The organism is Pseudomonas sp. R3-41 (genome assembly GCF_054161485.1).
Genome location: NZ_CP096421.1, coordinates 36,825 through 53,317, shown reverse-complemented (window position 1 = coordinate 53,317; position 16,493 = coordinate 36,825). Strand labels below are relative to the sequence as shown.

At 62.2% G+C, this 16,493-nt stretch carries 15 protein-coding genes; 8 read left to right on the top strand and 7 right to left on the bottom strand.

Annotated elements, in window-relative coordinates:
- Positions 1 to 83 precede the first annotated feature (83 nt).
- Positions 84 to 2,300, top strand: coding sequence for a catalase HPII (gene katE / locus M1D99_RS00235; protein ID WP_458131229.1), 2,217 nt, complete (start codon positions 84 to 86; stop codon positions 2,298 to 2,300).
- Between the two features lie 133 nt (positions 2,301 to 2,433).
- Here katE and M1D99_RS00230 read toward each other — a convergent pair whose 3' ends face one another.
- From M1D99_RS00230 to zur, 4 genes are read right to left on the bottom strand one after another with little or no spacing between them, the layout of a single operon-like run.
- Entirely contained in the window at positions 2,434 to 3,147 is a 714-nt protein-coding gene (locus tag M1D99_RS00230; protein ID WP_186706435.1) for a PA5502 family lipoprotein, read from the bottom strand.
- 37 nt (positions 3,148 to 3,184) lie between these two features.
- Entirely contained in the window at positions 3,185 to 3,973 is a 789-nt protein-coding gene (znuB, locus tag M1D99_RS00225) for a zinc ABC transporter permease subunit ZnuB (protein WP_186728483.1), read from the bottom strand.
- Complete coding sequence (znuC, locus tag M1D99_RS00220; protein WP_186728484.1) at positions 3,966 to 4,748, bottom strand: zinc ABC transporter ATP-binding protein ZnuC; 783 nt, start codon at positions 4,746 to 4,748, stop codon at positions 3,966 to 3,968. Before znuC ends, znuB begins: the two co-directional genes overlap by 8 nt.
- Complete coding sequence (zur, locus tag M1D99_RS00215; protein WP_245145387.1) at positions 4,748 to 5,230, bottom strand: zinc uptake transcriptional repressor Zur; 483 nt, start codon at positions 5,228 to 5,230, stop codon at positions 4,748 to 4,750. Before zur ends, znuC begins: the two co-directional genes overlap by 1 nt.
- 66 nt (positions 5,231 to 5,296) lie before the next feature.
- Here zur and znuA point away from each other — a divergent pair, with 66 nt between their 5' ends.
- Positions 5,297 to 6,229, top strand: coding sequence for a zinc ABC transporter substrate-binding protein ZnuA (znuA, locus tag M1D99_RS00210; RefSeq protein ID WP_411386060.1), 933 nt, complete (start codon positions 5,297 to 5,299; stop codon positions 6,227 to 6,229).
- A gap of 135 nt (positions 6,230 to 6,364) precedes the next feature.
- Here the strand turns inward: znuA and M1D99_RS00205 are convergent, their stop codons facing one another.
- Complete coding sequence (locus M1D99_RS00205) at positions 6,365 to 7,315, bottom strand: homoserine kinase (protein WP_434573340.1); 951 nt, start codon at positions 7,313 to 7,315, stop codon at positions 6,365 to 6,367.
- A gap of 58 nt (positions 7,316 to 7,373) precedes the next feature.
- Positions 7,374 to 7,661, bottom strand: a complete 288-nt coding sequence (locus tag M1D99_RS00200; protein ID WP_053126892.1) for a DUF2782 domain-containing protein — start codon at positions 7,659 to 7,661, stop codon at positions 7,374 to 7,376.
- A gap of 74 nt (positions 7,662 to 7,735) precedes the next feature.
- Between M1D99_RS00200 and polA the strand changes: the two genes are divergently transcribed.
- Positions 7,736 to 10,504, top strand: coding sequence for a DNA polymerase I (polA, locus tag M1D99_RS00195; protein ID WP_434573338.1), 2,769 nt, complete (start codon positions 7,736 to 7,738; stop codon positions 10,502 to 10,504).
- Between the two features lie 399 nt (positions 10,505 to 10,903).
- Here the strand turns inward: polA and yihA are convergent, their stop codons facing one another.
- Positions 10,904 to 11,545, bottom strand: coding sequence for a ribosome biogenesis GTP-binding protein YihA/YsxC (yihA, locus tag M1D99_RS00190; protein WP_186706429.1), 642 nt, complete (start codon positions 11,543 to 11,545; stop codon positions 10,904 to 10,906).
- Between the two features lie 191 nt (positions 11,546 to 11,736).
- Here yihA and M1D99_RS00185 point away from each other — a divergent pair, with 191 nt between their 5' ends.
- From M1D99_RS00185 to M1D99_RS00165, 5 genes are all read left to right on the top strand, one after another.
- Positions 11,737 to 12,027, top strand: coding sequence for a c-type cytochrome (locus tag M1D99_RS00185; protein ID WP_003196231.1), 291 nt, complete (start codon positions 11,737 to 11,739; stop codon positions 12,025 to 12,027).
- 46 nt (positions 12,028 to 12,073) lie between these two features.
- Positions 12,074 to 12,685, top strand: a complete 612-nt coding sequence (locus tag M1D99_RS00180; protein WP_186706428.1) for a c-type cytochrome — start codon at positions 12,074 to 12,076, stop codon at positions 12,683 to 12,685.
- A gap of 187 nt (positions 12,686 to 12,872) precedes the next feature.
- A complete protein-coding gene (locus tag M1D99_RS00175) occupies positions 12,873 to 13,514 on the top strand; it encodes a thiol:disulfide interchange protein DsbA/DsbL (protein ID WP_186706427.1) in 642 nt (213 codons plus the stop codon).
- Between the two features lie 15 nt (positions 13,515 to 13,529).
- Positions 13,530 to 14,408 carry an endonuclease/exonuclease/phosphatase family protein gene (locus M1D99_RS00170; protein WP_186706426.1) on the top strand — a complete coding sequence of 293 codons (879 nt, stop codon included), beginning with the start codon at positions 13,530 to 13,532 and terminating at the stop codon, positions 14,406 to 14,408.
- Complete coding sequence (locus tag M1D99_RS00165; RefSeq protein WP_458131228.1) at positions 14,405 to 16,456, top strand: diguanylate cyclase; 2,052 nt, start codon at positions 14,405 to 14,407, stop codon at positions 16,454 to 16,456. Before M1D99_RS00170 ends, M1D99_RS00165 begins: the two co-directional genes overlap by 4 nt.
- The last annotated feature ends 37 nt before the right edge of the window (positions 16,457 to 16,493 follow it).

The following is a 16,493-nucleotide window of genomic DNA, read 5'->3' as shown; positions in this document are numbered from 1 at the left end:
CAGTCATTTGGCAATAACGCGATCAAAGGCCATAAAAAAGGAACACAGCCAAACGGCATGGGTCACTCATTAAGCCACTCCAAATGCCCGGGTCCTGCACCTGCGGCATCGAACTCAAGAGTCCTGGCCACAGCGAGGAACGCAAAGAGGAGTCATGCCTGATGAGTATCAACAAGCCCACGGTCGACAAGAGCCAGCTGGCCGGGACCGACACCCTGGACCGCGGTAACACCAACGCCAAGCTCGAAAGCCTGGAACAGTTTCGCTCCGACGCCACCGAGCAGGCGCTGCGCACCAACCAGGGCGTGAAGATCGCCGATAACCAGAACACCTTGCGCGCCGGCCCACGCGGGCCCTCGTTGCTGGAAGATTTCATCATGCGTGAGAAAATCACGCACTTTGACCATGAGCGCATCCCGGAGCGCATCGTTCACGCCCGCGGCACCGGTGCCCATGGCTACTTTCAGGCCTATGAATCCCATGCGGCCCTGACCAAGGCTGGTTTCCTACAAGACCCGAGTAAAAAGACGCCAGTGTTCGTGCGCTTTTCCACCGTGCAAGGTCCACGGGGGTCCGGTGACACCGTGCGGGACGTGCGCGGCTTTGCCGTGAAGTTCTTCACCGACGAAGGCAACTTCGACCTGGTGGGCAACAACATGCCGGTGTTTTTCATTCAGGACGCGGTGAAGTTTCCAGACTTTGTCCACGCGGTAAAACCCGAGCCCCATAACGAAATTCCTACGGGCGGCTCGGCCCACGACACGTTCTGGGATTTCGTCTCGCTGGTGCCGGAATCGGCCCACATGGTGATCTGGGCGATGTCTGACCGGGCCATTCCAAAAAGCCTACGCACGATGCAGGGCTTTGGGGTGCACACCTTCCGTATGATCAATGCGGAAGGCCGCAGTAGCTTCGTCAAGTTTCACTGGCGACCCAAGGCCGGGACCTGTTCCCTGGTGTGGGACGAAGCCCAGAAACTCGCGGGCAAGGACACCGATTACCACCGTCGCGACCTGTGGGAATCCATTGAGATGGGCGACTACCCGGAATGGGAGTTCGGCGTGCAGATCGTTGCCGAGGAGGACGAGCACAAATTCGACTTCGACCTACTTGACCCGACCAAGATCATTCCCGAAGAACTTGTGCCTATCACCCCGTTGGGCAAGATGGTGCTGAACCGCAACCCGGACAACTTCTTCGCCGAAGTCGAGCAAATCGCCTTCTGCCCTGGGCACATCGTGCCGGGCATCGACTTTTCCAACGACCCGCTGCTGCAAGGCCGGCTGTTTTCCTACACCGATACGCAGATCAGCCGACTCGGCGGGCCGAACTTTCATGAGCTGCCAATCAACCGTGCGATTACGCCCGTGCACAACGGCCAGCGTGACGCGATGCACCGCACCACCATCGATAAGGGGCGTGCGTCCTACGAGCCGAACTCCATTGACGGCGGCTGGCCAAAAGAAACCCCGCCCGGCCCGCAGGACGGCGGCTTCGAAAGTTACCCAGAGCGTATCGATGCCTACAAGATCCGCCAACGCAGCGATTCGTTCGCCGATCATTTCTCCCAGGCGCGGCTGTTCTACAAGAGCATGAGCCCCCACGAAAAAGAGCACATCATCGCCGCCTACAGCTTCGAGCTGGGCAAGGTCGAGCGGGAGGTCATCCGGGCGCGGCAGGTCAATGAGATCCTGGCCAACATCGACCTGGAACTGGCCGGGCGGGTAGCGAAAAACCTCGGCTTGCCGGCACCGACCGCTGGAACTGTCGATGTTCCAACGCCATCGCTGGAGCAATCCCCGGCCTTGAGCCAGGCGAACCTGCTGTCCGGCGACATCAAGACGCGCAAAGTGGCGGTGTTGGTGGCCAACGGTGTCGATGGCGCAATCATCGATACGCTCAAGCAGGCTCTGGAGGCTGAGGGCGCCCACGCCAAAGTGCTGGGGCCGACCTCGGCGCCGGTCACCACGGCCGATGGGAAAACCCTGGCGGTGGATGCGTCCATGGAAGGCTTGCCGTCGATTGCCTTTGACGCGGTGTTCGTGCCCGGTGGCGCGGAGTCGATCAAGGCCTTGAGTCGCGACGGCGTGGCGTTGCATTACGTGCTGGAGGCCTACAAGCATCTGAAAGCCATCGGGCTTCATGGTGAGGCCCGGCAGTTGTTGGTGGAGTTGAAGCTGGAGGTGGATGCGGGGTTGATCGAAGATGCGGATGCGAGCGGTTTTTCGCGGTTTTTCGCGGCGATTGCTCAGCATCGGGTTTGGGCGCGGGAGCCCAAGGCGAAGGCGGTTCCGGCTTGATGGCTGCCTGAAAGAAGCTTGTTGCTAGTAGGGACGCCTTCGCGAGCAGGCTCGCTCCCACATGAGATTTTGTGATCGACACAAAACCACTGTGGGAGCGAGCTTGCTCCGGGCGGCGTTCCGACGAAGCTTTTTAGGGCTTACGCGGCGTCAGCACAACCTGCGCCGGCACACTGCGCAAAATCTGCTTCTGCAGCTTCAGGTCAAACCCCGGATCCAGTTTCTTGACCCGCTTGCTCAGCAACGTCGCCAACCACGGATAATCATCGGTACGCGGCGCCTGGATGCTGACGTCGCACTGATAATTCACCACATCGGCGGCGATGGCGTCCAATTGCCGACGCATTTGCTGGATATCGGCTATGTTGAGCGCAACGGTAGTGCTGGGTGCGCTCGGGTCGATCACCTTGGCGACCGGTTTGGCTTCGGCGGCCTTGAGGTCGGCCTCGGCTTTTTCCAGATCAGCCTTGCGGGCTTCGGCAATGGCGCTGTTGACCTCGCCAGTGAGCGCTGGGGCCTTGGGCATCAACGCTCGGGCACGGCTCAGGGCGGTGGCGGCGGCGTTGACATCGCCTTTTTGCAGGTCGATCTGGCTGCGGCGCAGGTACGCCTCGGCCAATTGCCGCTGGTACGGTTCCAGCGTCGGGTCTTCGGGCGACTGGGCTTGCAAGGCGGCCAACTGGCCTTCAGCGGTGGCCAGCTCATTGCTGGCCAAGCTTTGTTCGAGCTGCGCGATGGCCGGGCCCCGCGTATCGGGGGCCTGGGTGACCGGCGGAGTACTCTGGCACGCGCCCAGCAGCAGGGAAAATGCGACAAGGAGCAGATAACGGGAGGCGAACGGCTTCATTCCTGCGACTCTCTATTTGCGCAAAAAGCGAGCAAGTCTACACCCCTCGACGGGGCAGGACAAAACTCAGCAGAAACAACGCAGCGGCGCTGACCACGATCGACGGGCCGGCCGGGGTGTCCTTGAACCAGGAAAGGGCCAGGCCGCCGCACACCGCGAGCATGCCCAGCAGGCTCGCACCCAAGGCCATTTGCTCGGGCGAGCGGGCGTGACGCTGTGCCGCAGCCGCCGGAATGATCAGCAATGACGTAATCAGCAACACACCGACAATCTTCATCGCCACGGCGATGACCACCGCAATCAACAGCATCAGCGCCAAGCGCAGGCTGACCACCGGCAAACCCTCGACCCGCGCCAGTTCTTCATGGACGGTGACCGCCAGCAACGGTCGCCACAGCGCCACCAGCAGCAGCAACACCGCCGCGCTGCCGCCCAGGATCCAGGCAAGGTCCGTCGGACTGATCGCCAGCAGGTCGCCAAACAGATAGGCCATCAGGTCGATCCGCACGTCGCGCATGAAGCTCAGCACCACCAGCCCGAGGGACAACGTGCTCGGCGCGAGGATGCCCAGCAGCGTGTCGGACGCCAGTGGCTGGCGCTGTTGCAGGGTGACCAGCACCACCGCCAGCAACAGGCAGCCAACGGTCACCGCGATGGCCGGGCTGACATCCAGCAGAAACCCCAGGGCCACGCCCAGCAGTGCTGCGTGGGACAAGGTGTCGCCAAAATAGGCCATGCGCCGCCAGACCACGAACGAACCCAGCGGACCGGCGACCAGGGCGAGTGCCAAGCCTGCGAGCAGGGCGTACAACAGAAAATCAGCCATGCTTGCAGCCGTCTCCATGAACATGTTTGGAAGCAGAAGGGGCGCTGACCACCGAGCCATGTAGGTCGTGGGCGTGGTCATGGTGGTGGTGATAAATCGCCAGGCTTTGTGCGTTCTTTCCGAACAACTCGACGAAGGCCGGATCGCCGCTGACCTGCTCGGGGTGCCCGGAGCAGCAGACGTGGCGGTTGAGGCAGACCACCTGGTCGGTGGTGCTCATCACCAGGTGCAAATCGTGGGAGACCATCAGCACGCCGCAGCCATGGCGGTCGCGCAGGCGGGTGATCAGGCTGTACAGCTCGGCCTGCCCTGCCACGTCGACGCCTTGCACCGGCTCATCGAGCACCAACAATTCGGGTTCGCGCAGCAAGGCGCGGGCCAGCAGCACGCGTTGCATCTCGCCACCGGACACGCTTTGCACCGGGCTGTCGATCACCTGTTCGGCGCCGACCTCGTTGAGCGCAGCCAAGGCCCGGGCGCGGTCCACCCCAGGCACCAGGCGCAGGAAACGCAGCACCGACAGCGGCAGCGTCGGGTCGACGTGGAGTTTTTGCGGCATGTAGCCGACGCGCAACCTGGGCTTGCGCCAGACGCTGCCACTGTCGGGCTTGAGCAAACCCAGCACGGCGCGCACCAGGGTGGTCTTGCCGGCGCCGTTGGGGCCGATCAAGGTCACGATCTGCCCCGGCTCGACGCTCAGGTGAATGTTGTCCAGCACGTTCTGCCCGGCGAACGTCACGGCCACCTGCTCGAGGCGGATCAGCGCGTTGCTCATCAGGCCCCCTGGCAGCCGGAGCAGAGGCCGACGACTTCGACGGTCTGGGTGTCGACGACGAAGCCGACATCCCTGGCGCTGGCGACGATGGCATCGCTGATGGATTTCTGTTCCAGCTCGATGGCGGCGTGGCATTCGCGGCAGATCAGGAATTGGCCTTGGTGGGCGTGCTCCGGATGGTTGCAGCCGACGAAGGCGTTGAGCGACGAAATCCGGTGTACCAGGCCGTTTTCCAAGAGGAAGTCCAGCGCCCGATAGACGGTTGGCGGCGCGGCGCGGCGGCCGTCCTGCTCGCTGAGCACCGCGAGGATGTCGTAGGCGCCCAGTGGCTTGTGGCTTTGCCAGACCAGTTCCAGCACGCGCCGCCGCAGGGCGGTCAGGCGCAACCCTTGGCGCGCGCAGATGGCGTCGGCCTCGGACAGCGCGCTGTGCACGCAGTGGGAGTGATCGTGGGGACGACTGGCAAGGGGTGTAATAGGCATGGGCAGCGACGAGTTTAGTGAGAGACGTTATTATGTTACCCGTTCTCGCCTCTACGAGTGGTCATCGTGTCCCGATTTTTTTCGCTCTTTGTCGCTTTTGTCGCAAGTTTTCTACTGATCGGCCCGGCCCAGGCCGACGTCAAGGTCCTCACCAGCATCAAGCCGCTGCAACTGATCGCCGCCGCCGTGCAGGACGGCGTGGCCGTTCCGGAAGTGTTGCTGCCCCCGGGGGCTTCGCCGCATCACTACGCGTTGCGGCCCTCCGATGTACGCAAGGTGCAGTCGGTGGACCTGCTGTACTGGATTGGGCCGGACATGGAAGGTTTCCTACCGCGCGTGTTGAACGGTCGTACCCTGCCCTCCGTTGCGGTGCAGGAGCTGCCCGGGCTCAAGTTGCGTCACTTCGCCCAGGACAGCGCGTCCCACGAGGATCATGACCATGATGAGGGCGATGATCACGATCACGACCATCGCCCCGGCACCGTGGACGCCCACCTGTGGCTGTCGCCGCACAATGCGCGGGTGATCGCCGCCAGGATGGCGGCTGACCTGAGCGCGGCGGATCCAGCGAATGCGGCCCGCTATCAAAACAACCTCAAGGGCTTCAACCAGCGCCTCGATGCCTTGGACACGCGCCTCAAGACGCGCCTGGCCGGGGTTGCGGGCAAGCCGTACTTCGTCTTCCACGAGGCGTTCGATTATTTCGAAGACAACTACGGCCTCAAGCACGCCGGGGTGTTCGCCGTGGCCGCCGAAGTCCAGCCCGGCGCCCAGCACGTGGCGGCGATGCGCACGCGCTTACAGGCGGTGGGCAAGACCTGCGTCTTCAGCGAACCGCCCCTGCGCCCGCGCCTGGCCGAAACCTTGGTGGCCGGGTTGCCGGTGAAACTGGCGGAACTGGATGCACTGGGCGGCTATACCCCGGCGACGGCGCAGGGGTATGAGCAGTTGTTGGAGAAGTTGGGCAATGATTTGGCGGGGTGCCTGGAGTCGTTATAGCCTGCCAACGCAGAACCTGTGGCGAGGGAGCTTGCTCCCGCTGGGCCGCGAAGCGGCCCTAAAGATCTTGCGGTCGCTGCGCAACCGAGCGGGAGCAAGCTCCCTCGCCACAAAGGCATTCAGATCCACCGAGTGTCAGAGGGCGAACGGCAACACCGTATGAACCGTCTGCCGCTGCGCCAAGCGCTGCTGGAACTCCTTTGGGTCATGGATCAACACATCCTGCCCGGCAAACGATTCGGCGGCGATCAACCGCGACAACCAGAACCGCACGCATGCCACGCGCAACAGGGTCGGCCATAGCTCGGCCTCGGCAGCCGTGAACGGCCGCAACGCTGCATAAGCACCCAGCAACGCCCGGGCCCGGGCGCCATCGAGCACGCCGTCGTCATCCGAGCACCAGTCATTCAGGGCGATGGCGACGTCATACAGCATCGGCCCGGAGCAGGCGTTATAGAAGTCGATCAACCCGGTCAGGTGCGTGCCTTCGAACATCGCATTGTCGCGGAACAGATCGGCGTGGATGTTGGCCCGGGGCAGCGCCAGGATGCCGACCTTCTTCAACGAAATTTCTTCCAGCGCAGCCTCCAGCAGCTGACGCGGTTCGGCGTCGAGGTGCGAAAGCAGTTTGCCGCCCTCCTCCTCCATCCAGTCCAGGCCGCGATCGGTCTTGCGCTTGATCATGTTGCCTTTGGTCGCCAGGTGCAGATGGGCGAGCAATTCGCCGACCTGGGCGCAATGCTGGGCGTTGGCCTGCTTGATGTGCTTGCCGGCCAGGCGCGGTTGCAGCAGCGCCGGTTTGCCCGCCAGCTCCCGCAGCGCGACGCCGTCGGTGGTGCGCAAGGCGTAAGGCACCGGCAGGTTGGCGTTGTGCAGCACGTCCAGCAGTTCGATGAAGAACGGCATTTCCTGCACCGGGCCGCGCTCGACCAGGGTCAGGACGAACTCGCCCTGCTCCAGGCTGATAAAGAAATTGGTGTTTTCGCTGCCAGCGGCGATCCCCTGGAAATCAAGCAAGCGGCCGAGCCCGTAAGGGGCGAGAAAGGTTTCCAGCTCGGGCCGAGCCAGGGGCGTGAACACAGACATGGTTAAACTGCCAGTACGGGCGCCCTTCAGCGGGCGCCGGTTGAAGTCGCGAGCGGTATTACCACTCAAAGATTTTCCACGAAGGGATCAGCATATCCGGCTGGTCCGAGCGGATGAAGTTTGCATCAGTGCCGTCGGCGCGTACCAGGAAATAAGGCTTGCCGTTCTTGGGCGTGACCTTGATCGCGTACAAAAAGCCGTTTTGCCGATATTCCTGAATGGTTTTATCGCCTTCGGTGCGGATGGTGACATCCGGGTCCGCCGAGGGCGCGTCATCCGCCGCCATGACGGCCAGCGGGGTGAATGCAAACAAGCCAGCCAGTAACAGGCGATTTAGTGTACGCATGATAACCTTGTCCCTTTGTCGTCAACGGTCCCGCTATTCTAGCCCCGGACCCGCCGAAAAGGTTGATCCTGCTCATGAGCCAAGCCCCCCTCGTCCTGGTGGACGGTTCTTCTTATCTGTACCGCGCCTTTCATGCGCTGCCACCGCTGACCACGTCCAAAGGCCTGCCGACCGGTGCGGTCAAGGGCGTGCTGAACATGCTCAAGAGCCTGCGCAAGCAGTATCCGGACAGTCCGTTCGCCGTGGTGTTCGACGCCAAGGGTGGGACGTTTCGCGATGCGCTGTACGCCGAATACAAGGCCAACCGCCCGAGCATGCCCGACGACATGCGCGTGCAGATCGAACCGCTGCACGCCAGCGTCAAGGCCCTGGGCTTCCCGTTGCTGTGCGTGGACAACGTCGAGGCCGATGACGTGATCGGCACCCTGGCCCGCAGCAGCGCGGCGGCCGACCGTCCGGTGGTGATCTCCACCGGCGACAAGGACATGGCGCAGTTGGTCGACGGGCACATTACCTTGGTCAATACCATGACCGGTAGCGCCCTGGACGTGGCTGGCGTGAAGGAGAAGTTTGGCGTCGCTCCGGAGCAGATCATCGATTACCTGGCGTTGATGGGCGATTCGTCCGACAACATCCCGGGCGTCCCGGGTATCGGACCGAAGACCGCTTCCGGCCTGCTGGTGGGCGTCAACGGCGGCCTGACCGAGCTGTACGCGCAACTGGACATCGTCGCCACCTTGCCGATCCGTGGCGCCAAGACCCTCGCCGCCAAGCTCGAAGAACACAAGGAAATGGCATTCCTGTCCTACGAACTGGCGACCATCAAGACCGACGTGCCATTGGATGTCGGCCTCGACGACCTGCAAATGGGCACGCCCGACCACGAGAAACTGGCCGAGCTGTATACGTTGCTGGAGTTCAAGAGCTGGTTCGAAGAAAACCAGCGGGACGCCAAGCGTTCCGGCCAGGAGATCGTCGAAGTGGCCGACGAACAGCCCGGCGCTGCCGAGGCCAAGTATGAGGTCATCCTCGACCAGGCGCGCTTTGACGCGTGGCTGGCGAAACTGGAAAAAGCGCCGCTGTTTGCCTTTGTCACCGAAACCAACGGCGGCGATGCCCAGCATTCGCAACTCGTTGGCCTGTCGTTCGCCGTGGCCCCGTTCGAGGCGGCCTACATCCCGCTGACCCATTCCTACATGGGCGTGCCGGAGCAACTGGACCGCGACACAGTGCTCAAGGTGCTCAAGCCGCTGCTGGAAAACCCGGACAAGCTCAAGGTTGGCCAGCACGCCAAGTTCGAAACCAACATCCTGGCCAACTGCGCCATTGGCGGTGACCAGAACAACGGCATCCTGGTCCAGGGCATCGCCTTTGACACCATGCTGGAATCCTACGTGCTGGACTCCACTGCGACCCGTCACGACATGGACAGCCTGGCGCTCAAATACCTGGGCCAGAGCAAGACCGATTTCCAGGACATCGCCGGCAAAGGGGTCAAGCAACTGACCTTCGACCAGATTTCCCTGGAACTGGCCGGCCCTTACGCCGCCGAAGACGCCGACGTGACTTTCCGCCTGCACCAGGCCTTGCAGGAAAAGCTGGCCGCCACGCCAAGCCTGGGCCCGGTGCTCAACGACATCGAAATGCCGCTGATGCCGGTCCTGGCGCGCATCGAGCGCCAGGGCGCGCTGGTGGATGCCAACCTGCTGGGCGTACAAAGTGTCGAGTTGGGCGAGAAGTTGGTGGCCCTGGAGCGTGAGGCGTTTGCCATCGCCGGTGAGGAATTCAACCTCGGTTCGCCGAAGCAATTGGGCGTGATCCTGTACGAAAAGCTCGGCTTGCCGGTGCTCAGCAAAACCGCCAAGGGCCAGGCTTCCACCGCCGAAGCGGTGCTCGCCGAACTGGCGGAGCAGGATTACCCGCTGCCCAAGGTGCTTATGCAGTACCGTTCCCTGAGCAAGCTCAAGAGCACCTACACCGATCGCTTGCCGGAACAGATCAACAGCCGCACCGGCCGCGTCCATACCAATTACCAGCAAGCCGTCGCCGCGACCGGGCGCTTGTCGTCCATCGATCCGAACCTGCAGAACATTCCGATTCGGACCGCCGAAGGCCGGCGCATCCGCCAGGCGTTCGTTGCGCCGAAAGGCTACAAGCTGCTGGCGGCGGACTATTCGCAGATCGAACTGCGGATCATGGCGCACCTGGCCAAGGATGAAGGGTTGCTCCACGCCTTTCGCAATGACCTGGACGTGCACCGGGCCACGGCGGCCGAGGTGTTCGGCGTCGACCTGGAAGCCGTCACCCACGACCAACGCCGCAGCGCCAAGGCGATCAACTTCGGCTTGATCTACGGCATGAGCGCGTTCGGCCTGGCCAAGCAGATTGGCGTCGATCGCAAGCAGTCCCAGGCCTACATCGACCGCTACTTCGCCCGCTACCCAGGTGTGCTGGCCTACATGGAGCGCACCCGCGCCCAGGCGGCCGAGCAAGGTTTCGTCGAAACCATTTTTGGTCGTCGCCTGTACCTGCCAGACATCAACGCGAAAAACCCGGCCCTGCGCAAAGGCGCCGAGCGCACCGCCATCAACGCGCCGATGCAAGGCACGGCGGCTGACATCATCAAGAAAGCCATGGTTGCCGTGGATGGCTGGCTGACGGCGTCAGGGCTGGATGCGAAAGTCATCCTGCAAGTCCACGACGAACTGGTGCTGGAGGTGCGTGAAGACTTGGTCGACCAGGTTCGCGAAGAGATCCGCCAGCACATGAGCGCCGCCGCCACGCTGGACGTGCCGCTGCTGGTGGAAGTGGGCGTGGGCAATAACTGGGACGAGGCGCACTGATTCCCACGTCCTGAGGCCTAGGGCTTTTGTGGCGAGGGAGCTTGCTCCCGCTCGGCTGCGCAGCAGTCGCAAACCGGGCGATGCAGTCCGCCTGGAAAAATGCAGGGGCCTGCTGCGCAGGCCAGCGGGAGCAAGCTCCCTCGCCACAGGGAGTCACCGCAATGCCAGCGACGGCTTCGTTAGCTCGGAAAATTCCTACGGTTATTTCCAAAAAAAATCTGAACTAAACCCGTGAATCGCCACTCAGAGATTCTGAATGGCTGGTGAAGCCCTTCAATGCTCCTATGTTGTGTTAAGTGTTGGCAGATATCTGGACCCCGCCCTAGCGGTCCGGAACTTGGACCCCGAACTTCCCCCTCCCCATAAGAAGTCCGGGGTTTTTTTTGCCTGCGATTTGGTTTATTCGGCCTCTTCGCTGCCCTTGTCCGCCAATTCCATCCAGTCCGCCAGCACGGTATAGGCTTCTTCCAAGCCCATGCGCTTGGGTGCCGAGAACAGTTGGATAGTGATCGCGTCGCCCCAGCCCTTGCGAATGTCCGACTGCACTTTGAGCAAGGTATTTTTCGCCGCGCCGTAGGTGAGCTTGTCGGCCTTGGTCAGCAGGATGTGCATCGGCATGCCGCTGGCGACCGCCCAATCGAGCATCAACAGGTCGAAGTCGGTCATCGGATGGCGAATATCCATCATCAGAATCAGACCTTTCAGACTCTCGCGGCTGCCCAGGTAGGCTTCCAAGTGACGCTGCCAGTGTTGCTTGAGCGGGATCGGTACCTTGGCGTAGCCGTAGCCGGGCAGGTCGACCAAACGCCGTTCATCGTCTAGCTTGAAGAAGTTCAAGAGCTGCGTGCGACCCGGGGTTTTCGAGGTGCGTGCCAGGCTCGCATGGGTCAAGGTGTTCAGCGCGCTGGATTTGCCGGCGTTGGAACGGCCGGCAAACGCCACTTCGAAGCCTTCGTCGTCTGGGCATTGATCGACTTTGGCGGCGCTGAGCATGAAGGTGGACTGTTGGCACAGGCCGAGGATAGGGTTCTTCAGTTGCATGGGATTTCCGATGTGGGCGGCGTCGGGAATGGACGCGGCAAGCTGTGTCGTTTCCGTTTCAGTGACGCCAGTATATAATGCCGCAGATTTTGTGTGCGCTTTGTCCCAGCGTAGGATGAAGCTCACGGGAGCGACCGACCGAAATTGCGCATTAGAACGCAGCTCGTTCCCAACCCTGAAAAGGTCGTTTTATGACGAAATGGCTGCTAGCTGCCGGTGTCTTGATGCCGCTTTACAGCGCTCAGGCTACACAGGATCCGGAAGCTGTGTACAACCGTGTTTGTGGTGCCTGTCATTCCGGCCAACTCCCCATGGCGCCCCGCAAGGGCGATCAGGAAGCTTGGACGCCGAGGTTGGCGAAAGGTATGGAGACGCTGGTGCAACACGTGACCCAGGGTTTCAAGGCGATGCCGCCGCGTGGTTTGTGCATGGACTGCAGTGCCGAGGATTACCGAGCCATCATCCAGTGGATGAGCGAGTGAACCCGGTCCATAACTCTTTAACCCTTAGCCGTAGTTGGATTAGCTGATGAACAAACTGATCGTGAGTCTGCTGTTGACCTTGGGGATATCCGGCGTAGCCCACGCCGCTGGCGATGCCAAGGCCGGTGAGGCGAAAGTGGCCGTATGCGGGGCCTGCCACGGCCCGGATGGCAATAGCATGGCGCCCAACTTTCCGAAACTGGCGGGCCAGGGCGAGCGCTACTTGACCAAGCAGTTGAAGGAAATCAAGGACGGCAAGCGTGTCGTGCTGGAAATGACCGGCCTGCTGACCAACCTGAGCGATCAGGACCTGGAGGACATCGCAGCCTACTTCGCCAGCCAGAAGGGCAGCGTCGGCGCCGCCGATCCAAAACTCGTGGCTCGCGGTGAAGCGCTGTTCCGCGGCGGCAACCTGGAAAAAGGCCTGCCAGCCTGCACTGGCTGCCATTCCCCTGACGGCAAGGGCAACGCCGCTGCCGGTTTCCCACACTTGGGCGGCCAGCATGCCCAGTACATCACCAAGCAATTGACCGATTTCCGCAAGGAAGAAGGCGGTCGTGCCAACGACGGTGACGCAATGACCATGCGCACCATTGCCCGCAAGCTGAGCGACGAAGATATCGCGGCAGTTTCCAGCTACATCCAGGGCCTGCACTAAGGCCGTTGCGAGGGGATACACCTCTTGCAACGTTAACGCTCGATTAATCTGTCGATGCGAGCATCAAAAGGGTGGCTTTGGCCGCCCTTTTTTGTGGCCGCTGCCGTTACACTAGAGAACTTGAACCCGCCACGGTCTGTCTTAGAAACAGGCCTTGCCAGGCCCCCTCATTGTCCAGGAGTAAAGCATGCGTAATCTGATCATCAGCGCCGCGCTCGTCGCCGCCAGCCTGTTCGGCGTGACTGCCCAAGCGGCTGAAAAGCCCGCCGCCCCCTATGTCGAACTGGCCAACCCCGTTCCGGTGGCAGCGCCTGGCAAGATCGAAGTCGTGGAGCTGTTCTGGTACGGCTGCCCGCATTGCTACGCATTCGAACCGGTGATCAACCCATGGGCTGAAAAACTGCCTTCGGACGTCAATTTCGTCCGCATTCCCGCCATGTTCGGTGGCCCATGGGACGCCCACGGCCAGATGTTCCTGACCCTCGAAGCCATGGGCGTCGAGCACAAGGTTCACGCTGCGGTATTCAACGCGATCCAGAAAGAAGGCAAGAAGCTGGTCAAGAAAGATGAGATGGCGGACTTCCTCGCCACCCAGGGCGTCGATAAGGACAAGTTCCTCGCCACCTTCGATTCCTTCGCTATCCAGGGCCAGATCAAGAAGGCCCGCGAGCTGGCGAAGAAATACGAAATCACCGGCGTACCGACCATGGTCGTCAACGGCAAGTACCGCTTTGACATCGGCTCTGCCGGCGGTGCCGAACAAGCCCTGCAACTGGCCGACCAGTTAATCGCCAAAGAGCGAGCGGCCACCAAGGCTGCTGCCAACTAAGCGCGGCCCACGCCCATGGCCCGCTGGAGTACCGAACGCATAGTTGGCCTACATGAACCACGGGTCAACGAGCATCATGTCACGTCCACGGGCCTGCCTGGCGACAGCCGCTTGCGGCTGCTCAGCTTCAATATCCAGGTGGGCATCAGCACCGAGCGCTACCGGCATTACCTGACCCGCGGCTGGCAACATTTGCTGCCGCACACCGGGCGTGCCGGCAACCTGCAGAAAATCGGCGACCTGCTCAAGGACTTCGATCTGGTGGCGCTGCAAGAGGCCGACGGCGGGAGCTTGAGGTCAGGCTACGTCAATCAGGTGGAACACCTGGCCCAACTGGGCGCTTTTCCCTACTGGTACCAGCAACTCAATCGCAACCTCGGACGCCTCGGCCAGCACAGCAATGGCGTGTTGAGTCGCCTGCGCCCGTGGGCAATTGAAGATCATCCGCTGCCGGGCCCCAAGGGGCGCGGGGCGATCCTGGCGCGTTTCGGCGAAGGTCCGGAGGCGCTGATCGTGGTCATGATGCACCTGGCCCTCGGGGCGCGTACCCGGACAATGCAACTGGCCTACATTCGCGAGCTGATCGGCGGCTACAAACATCAGATCCTGATGGGCGACATGAACACTCACGCCACCGACTTGCTGCAGACCTCGCCCTTGCGCGATCTCGGCTTGCTCGCCCCGCAACTGGAAGCAACATTCCCCAGCTGGCGCCCCCAGCGCTGCCTGGACCATATTCTATTGAGCCCGACCCTGACCCTCGAACGCGTCGAGGTGCTGGCCCAACCCATTTCCGATCACCTGCCGGTCGCGGTAGAAATTCGTTTGCCGGGTTCGCTCACGGCCGATGCATTCCCTGCGCTGAGTACTGCCCTCGCGGATCCGAATGAATGAGCGACGACGCCGAACGCTGGAGAGAGAAATACCTCAAGAGCATCGAACAGCAGGAAAAGCTCGAGCGCCGCTGGGATGCTCGGCTCGACTTGCTGCGTCGTGGCCTGGTGCGCAGCACCCTGGCCGCCGAGGGCACTGACCGGGCTGTCGATCAATGCATGAAAGAGATGCGCGAGGTAGTGCGCACCGATGACATGGATGCCGGCCTCGCTGCCCTGCTGCCGCGCCTGGAGAAAGCCGTACTCGATTCCGAGCAACGCCGCGAAACCCGGGTCGAGCAGACGAGCGCTGCGTTGACGGCCCTGGTCGCCCAGTTGCAGAGGCTGCCGTTGCCCAAAGAAGTCAGCCGGCCGCTGAAGAAGTTTGCCAAGCAACTGGAGGACCGAGCCGGCCAGGCCCGGGAGATTCCGCTGCTGCTCAGCGAACTGAGCGGTTTGCAAGGCAAGGCCCTGAGCGCCTTGGACGCCCCTGTCGAACCGAATCGACCCGGCCTGCTGCAACGGCTGTTTGGCGGCCAAGGCCATGAGGAAGCGACGCCGCAGCCCCACGAGCCTGCCCAGGCCAGCGTGGCGCCTGCGTCAGAAACGACTCTGCCGGTAGCCGTTGAGCCGGCAGATGATGCAGCCTCCGTCGCACCAGGGCCTGCACCGCAGCCATTGGTCGCGGAGCAAGCAGCCGAGGCGACGCCCGAACCGGTCGGCCCGGTTGCGCCGCAGACCCAAGTCGCGCCGACGCCCACTCCGATACCCGTCGCCGAAGTGATTCAGCCAACCAGCGAGCCGGACGAAGCAACCGAGCCCGCCCCGTCGCAAACACCGGTCGCCCACGAGCTCCCGGTAGCAGCGTCCAGCCCGGAGAATCCCGACGAACTGATGCCCGAGGAGGAGCCTCAGGCCCTTCCCGCCTCCTCGTCGCCGCCAACAGAAGTCGAGCCCGACGCCCCCCTGGCCGCAGCCGATATCGTAGACGCCCAGTACGCCCTGCCCGACTCGCCGGAGCCGTCCTACAGCTCGGTCGCCAAACACATTGAAGACACCTTGTTGGGCCTGTTGGGCGACCTGACCTTGCCCGAACGCCATCGCCCACAAGCCGAAGCCATGCGTGAGCGGCTGCGAAATGGGCTGAATTGGTACGAACTGCTACCGATCCTCGATGATCTGGCGGTATTGATGCTGGCCATCACCGACACTGGCCAGCATGAGTTCGAAGCGTACTTGCAGCGCCTCAATGATCGGCTGGAGTCCTTCCAGAGCAGCCTGCAAGCCGCCAGTGAAGACCACGCCGACAACCTGTCGGCCTCCCGGCAAATGGACACCCAGATTCGCGAACAGGTGGACGGGCTGCAAAGCAGCGTGCAACAAGCCGATGACCTGGAAGGCCTCAAGCAGGTGCTGGAGAATCATCTTGAAGGCTTGCTCGGCACGATGGACCAACACCGTCAACAACGGGATCAGCGCGAGCAGGAAGTCTCGACGCGCCTGAAAAGCCTGGCCGATCGTGTCGCACTGATGGAGCAGGATGCCCAGGTCGTGCGGGAAAATCTCGAAGAGCAACGGCAAAAAGCGCTGGTCGATCCGCTCACCGGGTTGCCCAACCGTGCTGCCTGGTCCGAGCGGCTGGAACATGAAGTTGGCCAGTGGCAGCAACACGGCAACAGCTTGCTGCTGGCCATGCTCGACCTCGATCATTTCAAGCGCATCAATGACAACTACGGCCATCTGGCCGGCGACCGGGTGTTGAAACTGATCGCTTCAGTCCTGCGCAAGCGTCTGCGTGGCAGCGATTTCATCGCGCGTTTCGGTGGCGAAGAGTTTGTCCTGCTGGTGCCGGATACGCCCCTCGCCGCTGGCGCCAAGCTGGCCGAGGCGCTGCGCCTGGCCATCGAAGCTTGCCCATTCCATTTCAAGGGCGAGCCGGTGACCGTGACGGTATCGGTGGGCATGACGGCCTTCAAGCCGGGCGAACACAGCGATTCAGTGCTTAAAAGAGCCGATCAGGCGCTCTACCGGGCGAAAAATGCCGGGCGCAACCGCGTGGAGTTGGGCTGAGGGCTAATTGTTCCAATTTGTTTATTATCGTCCCGCG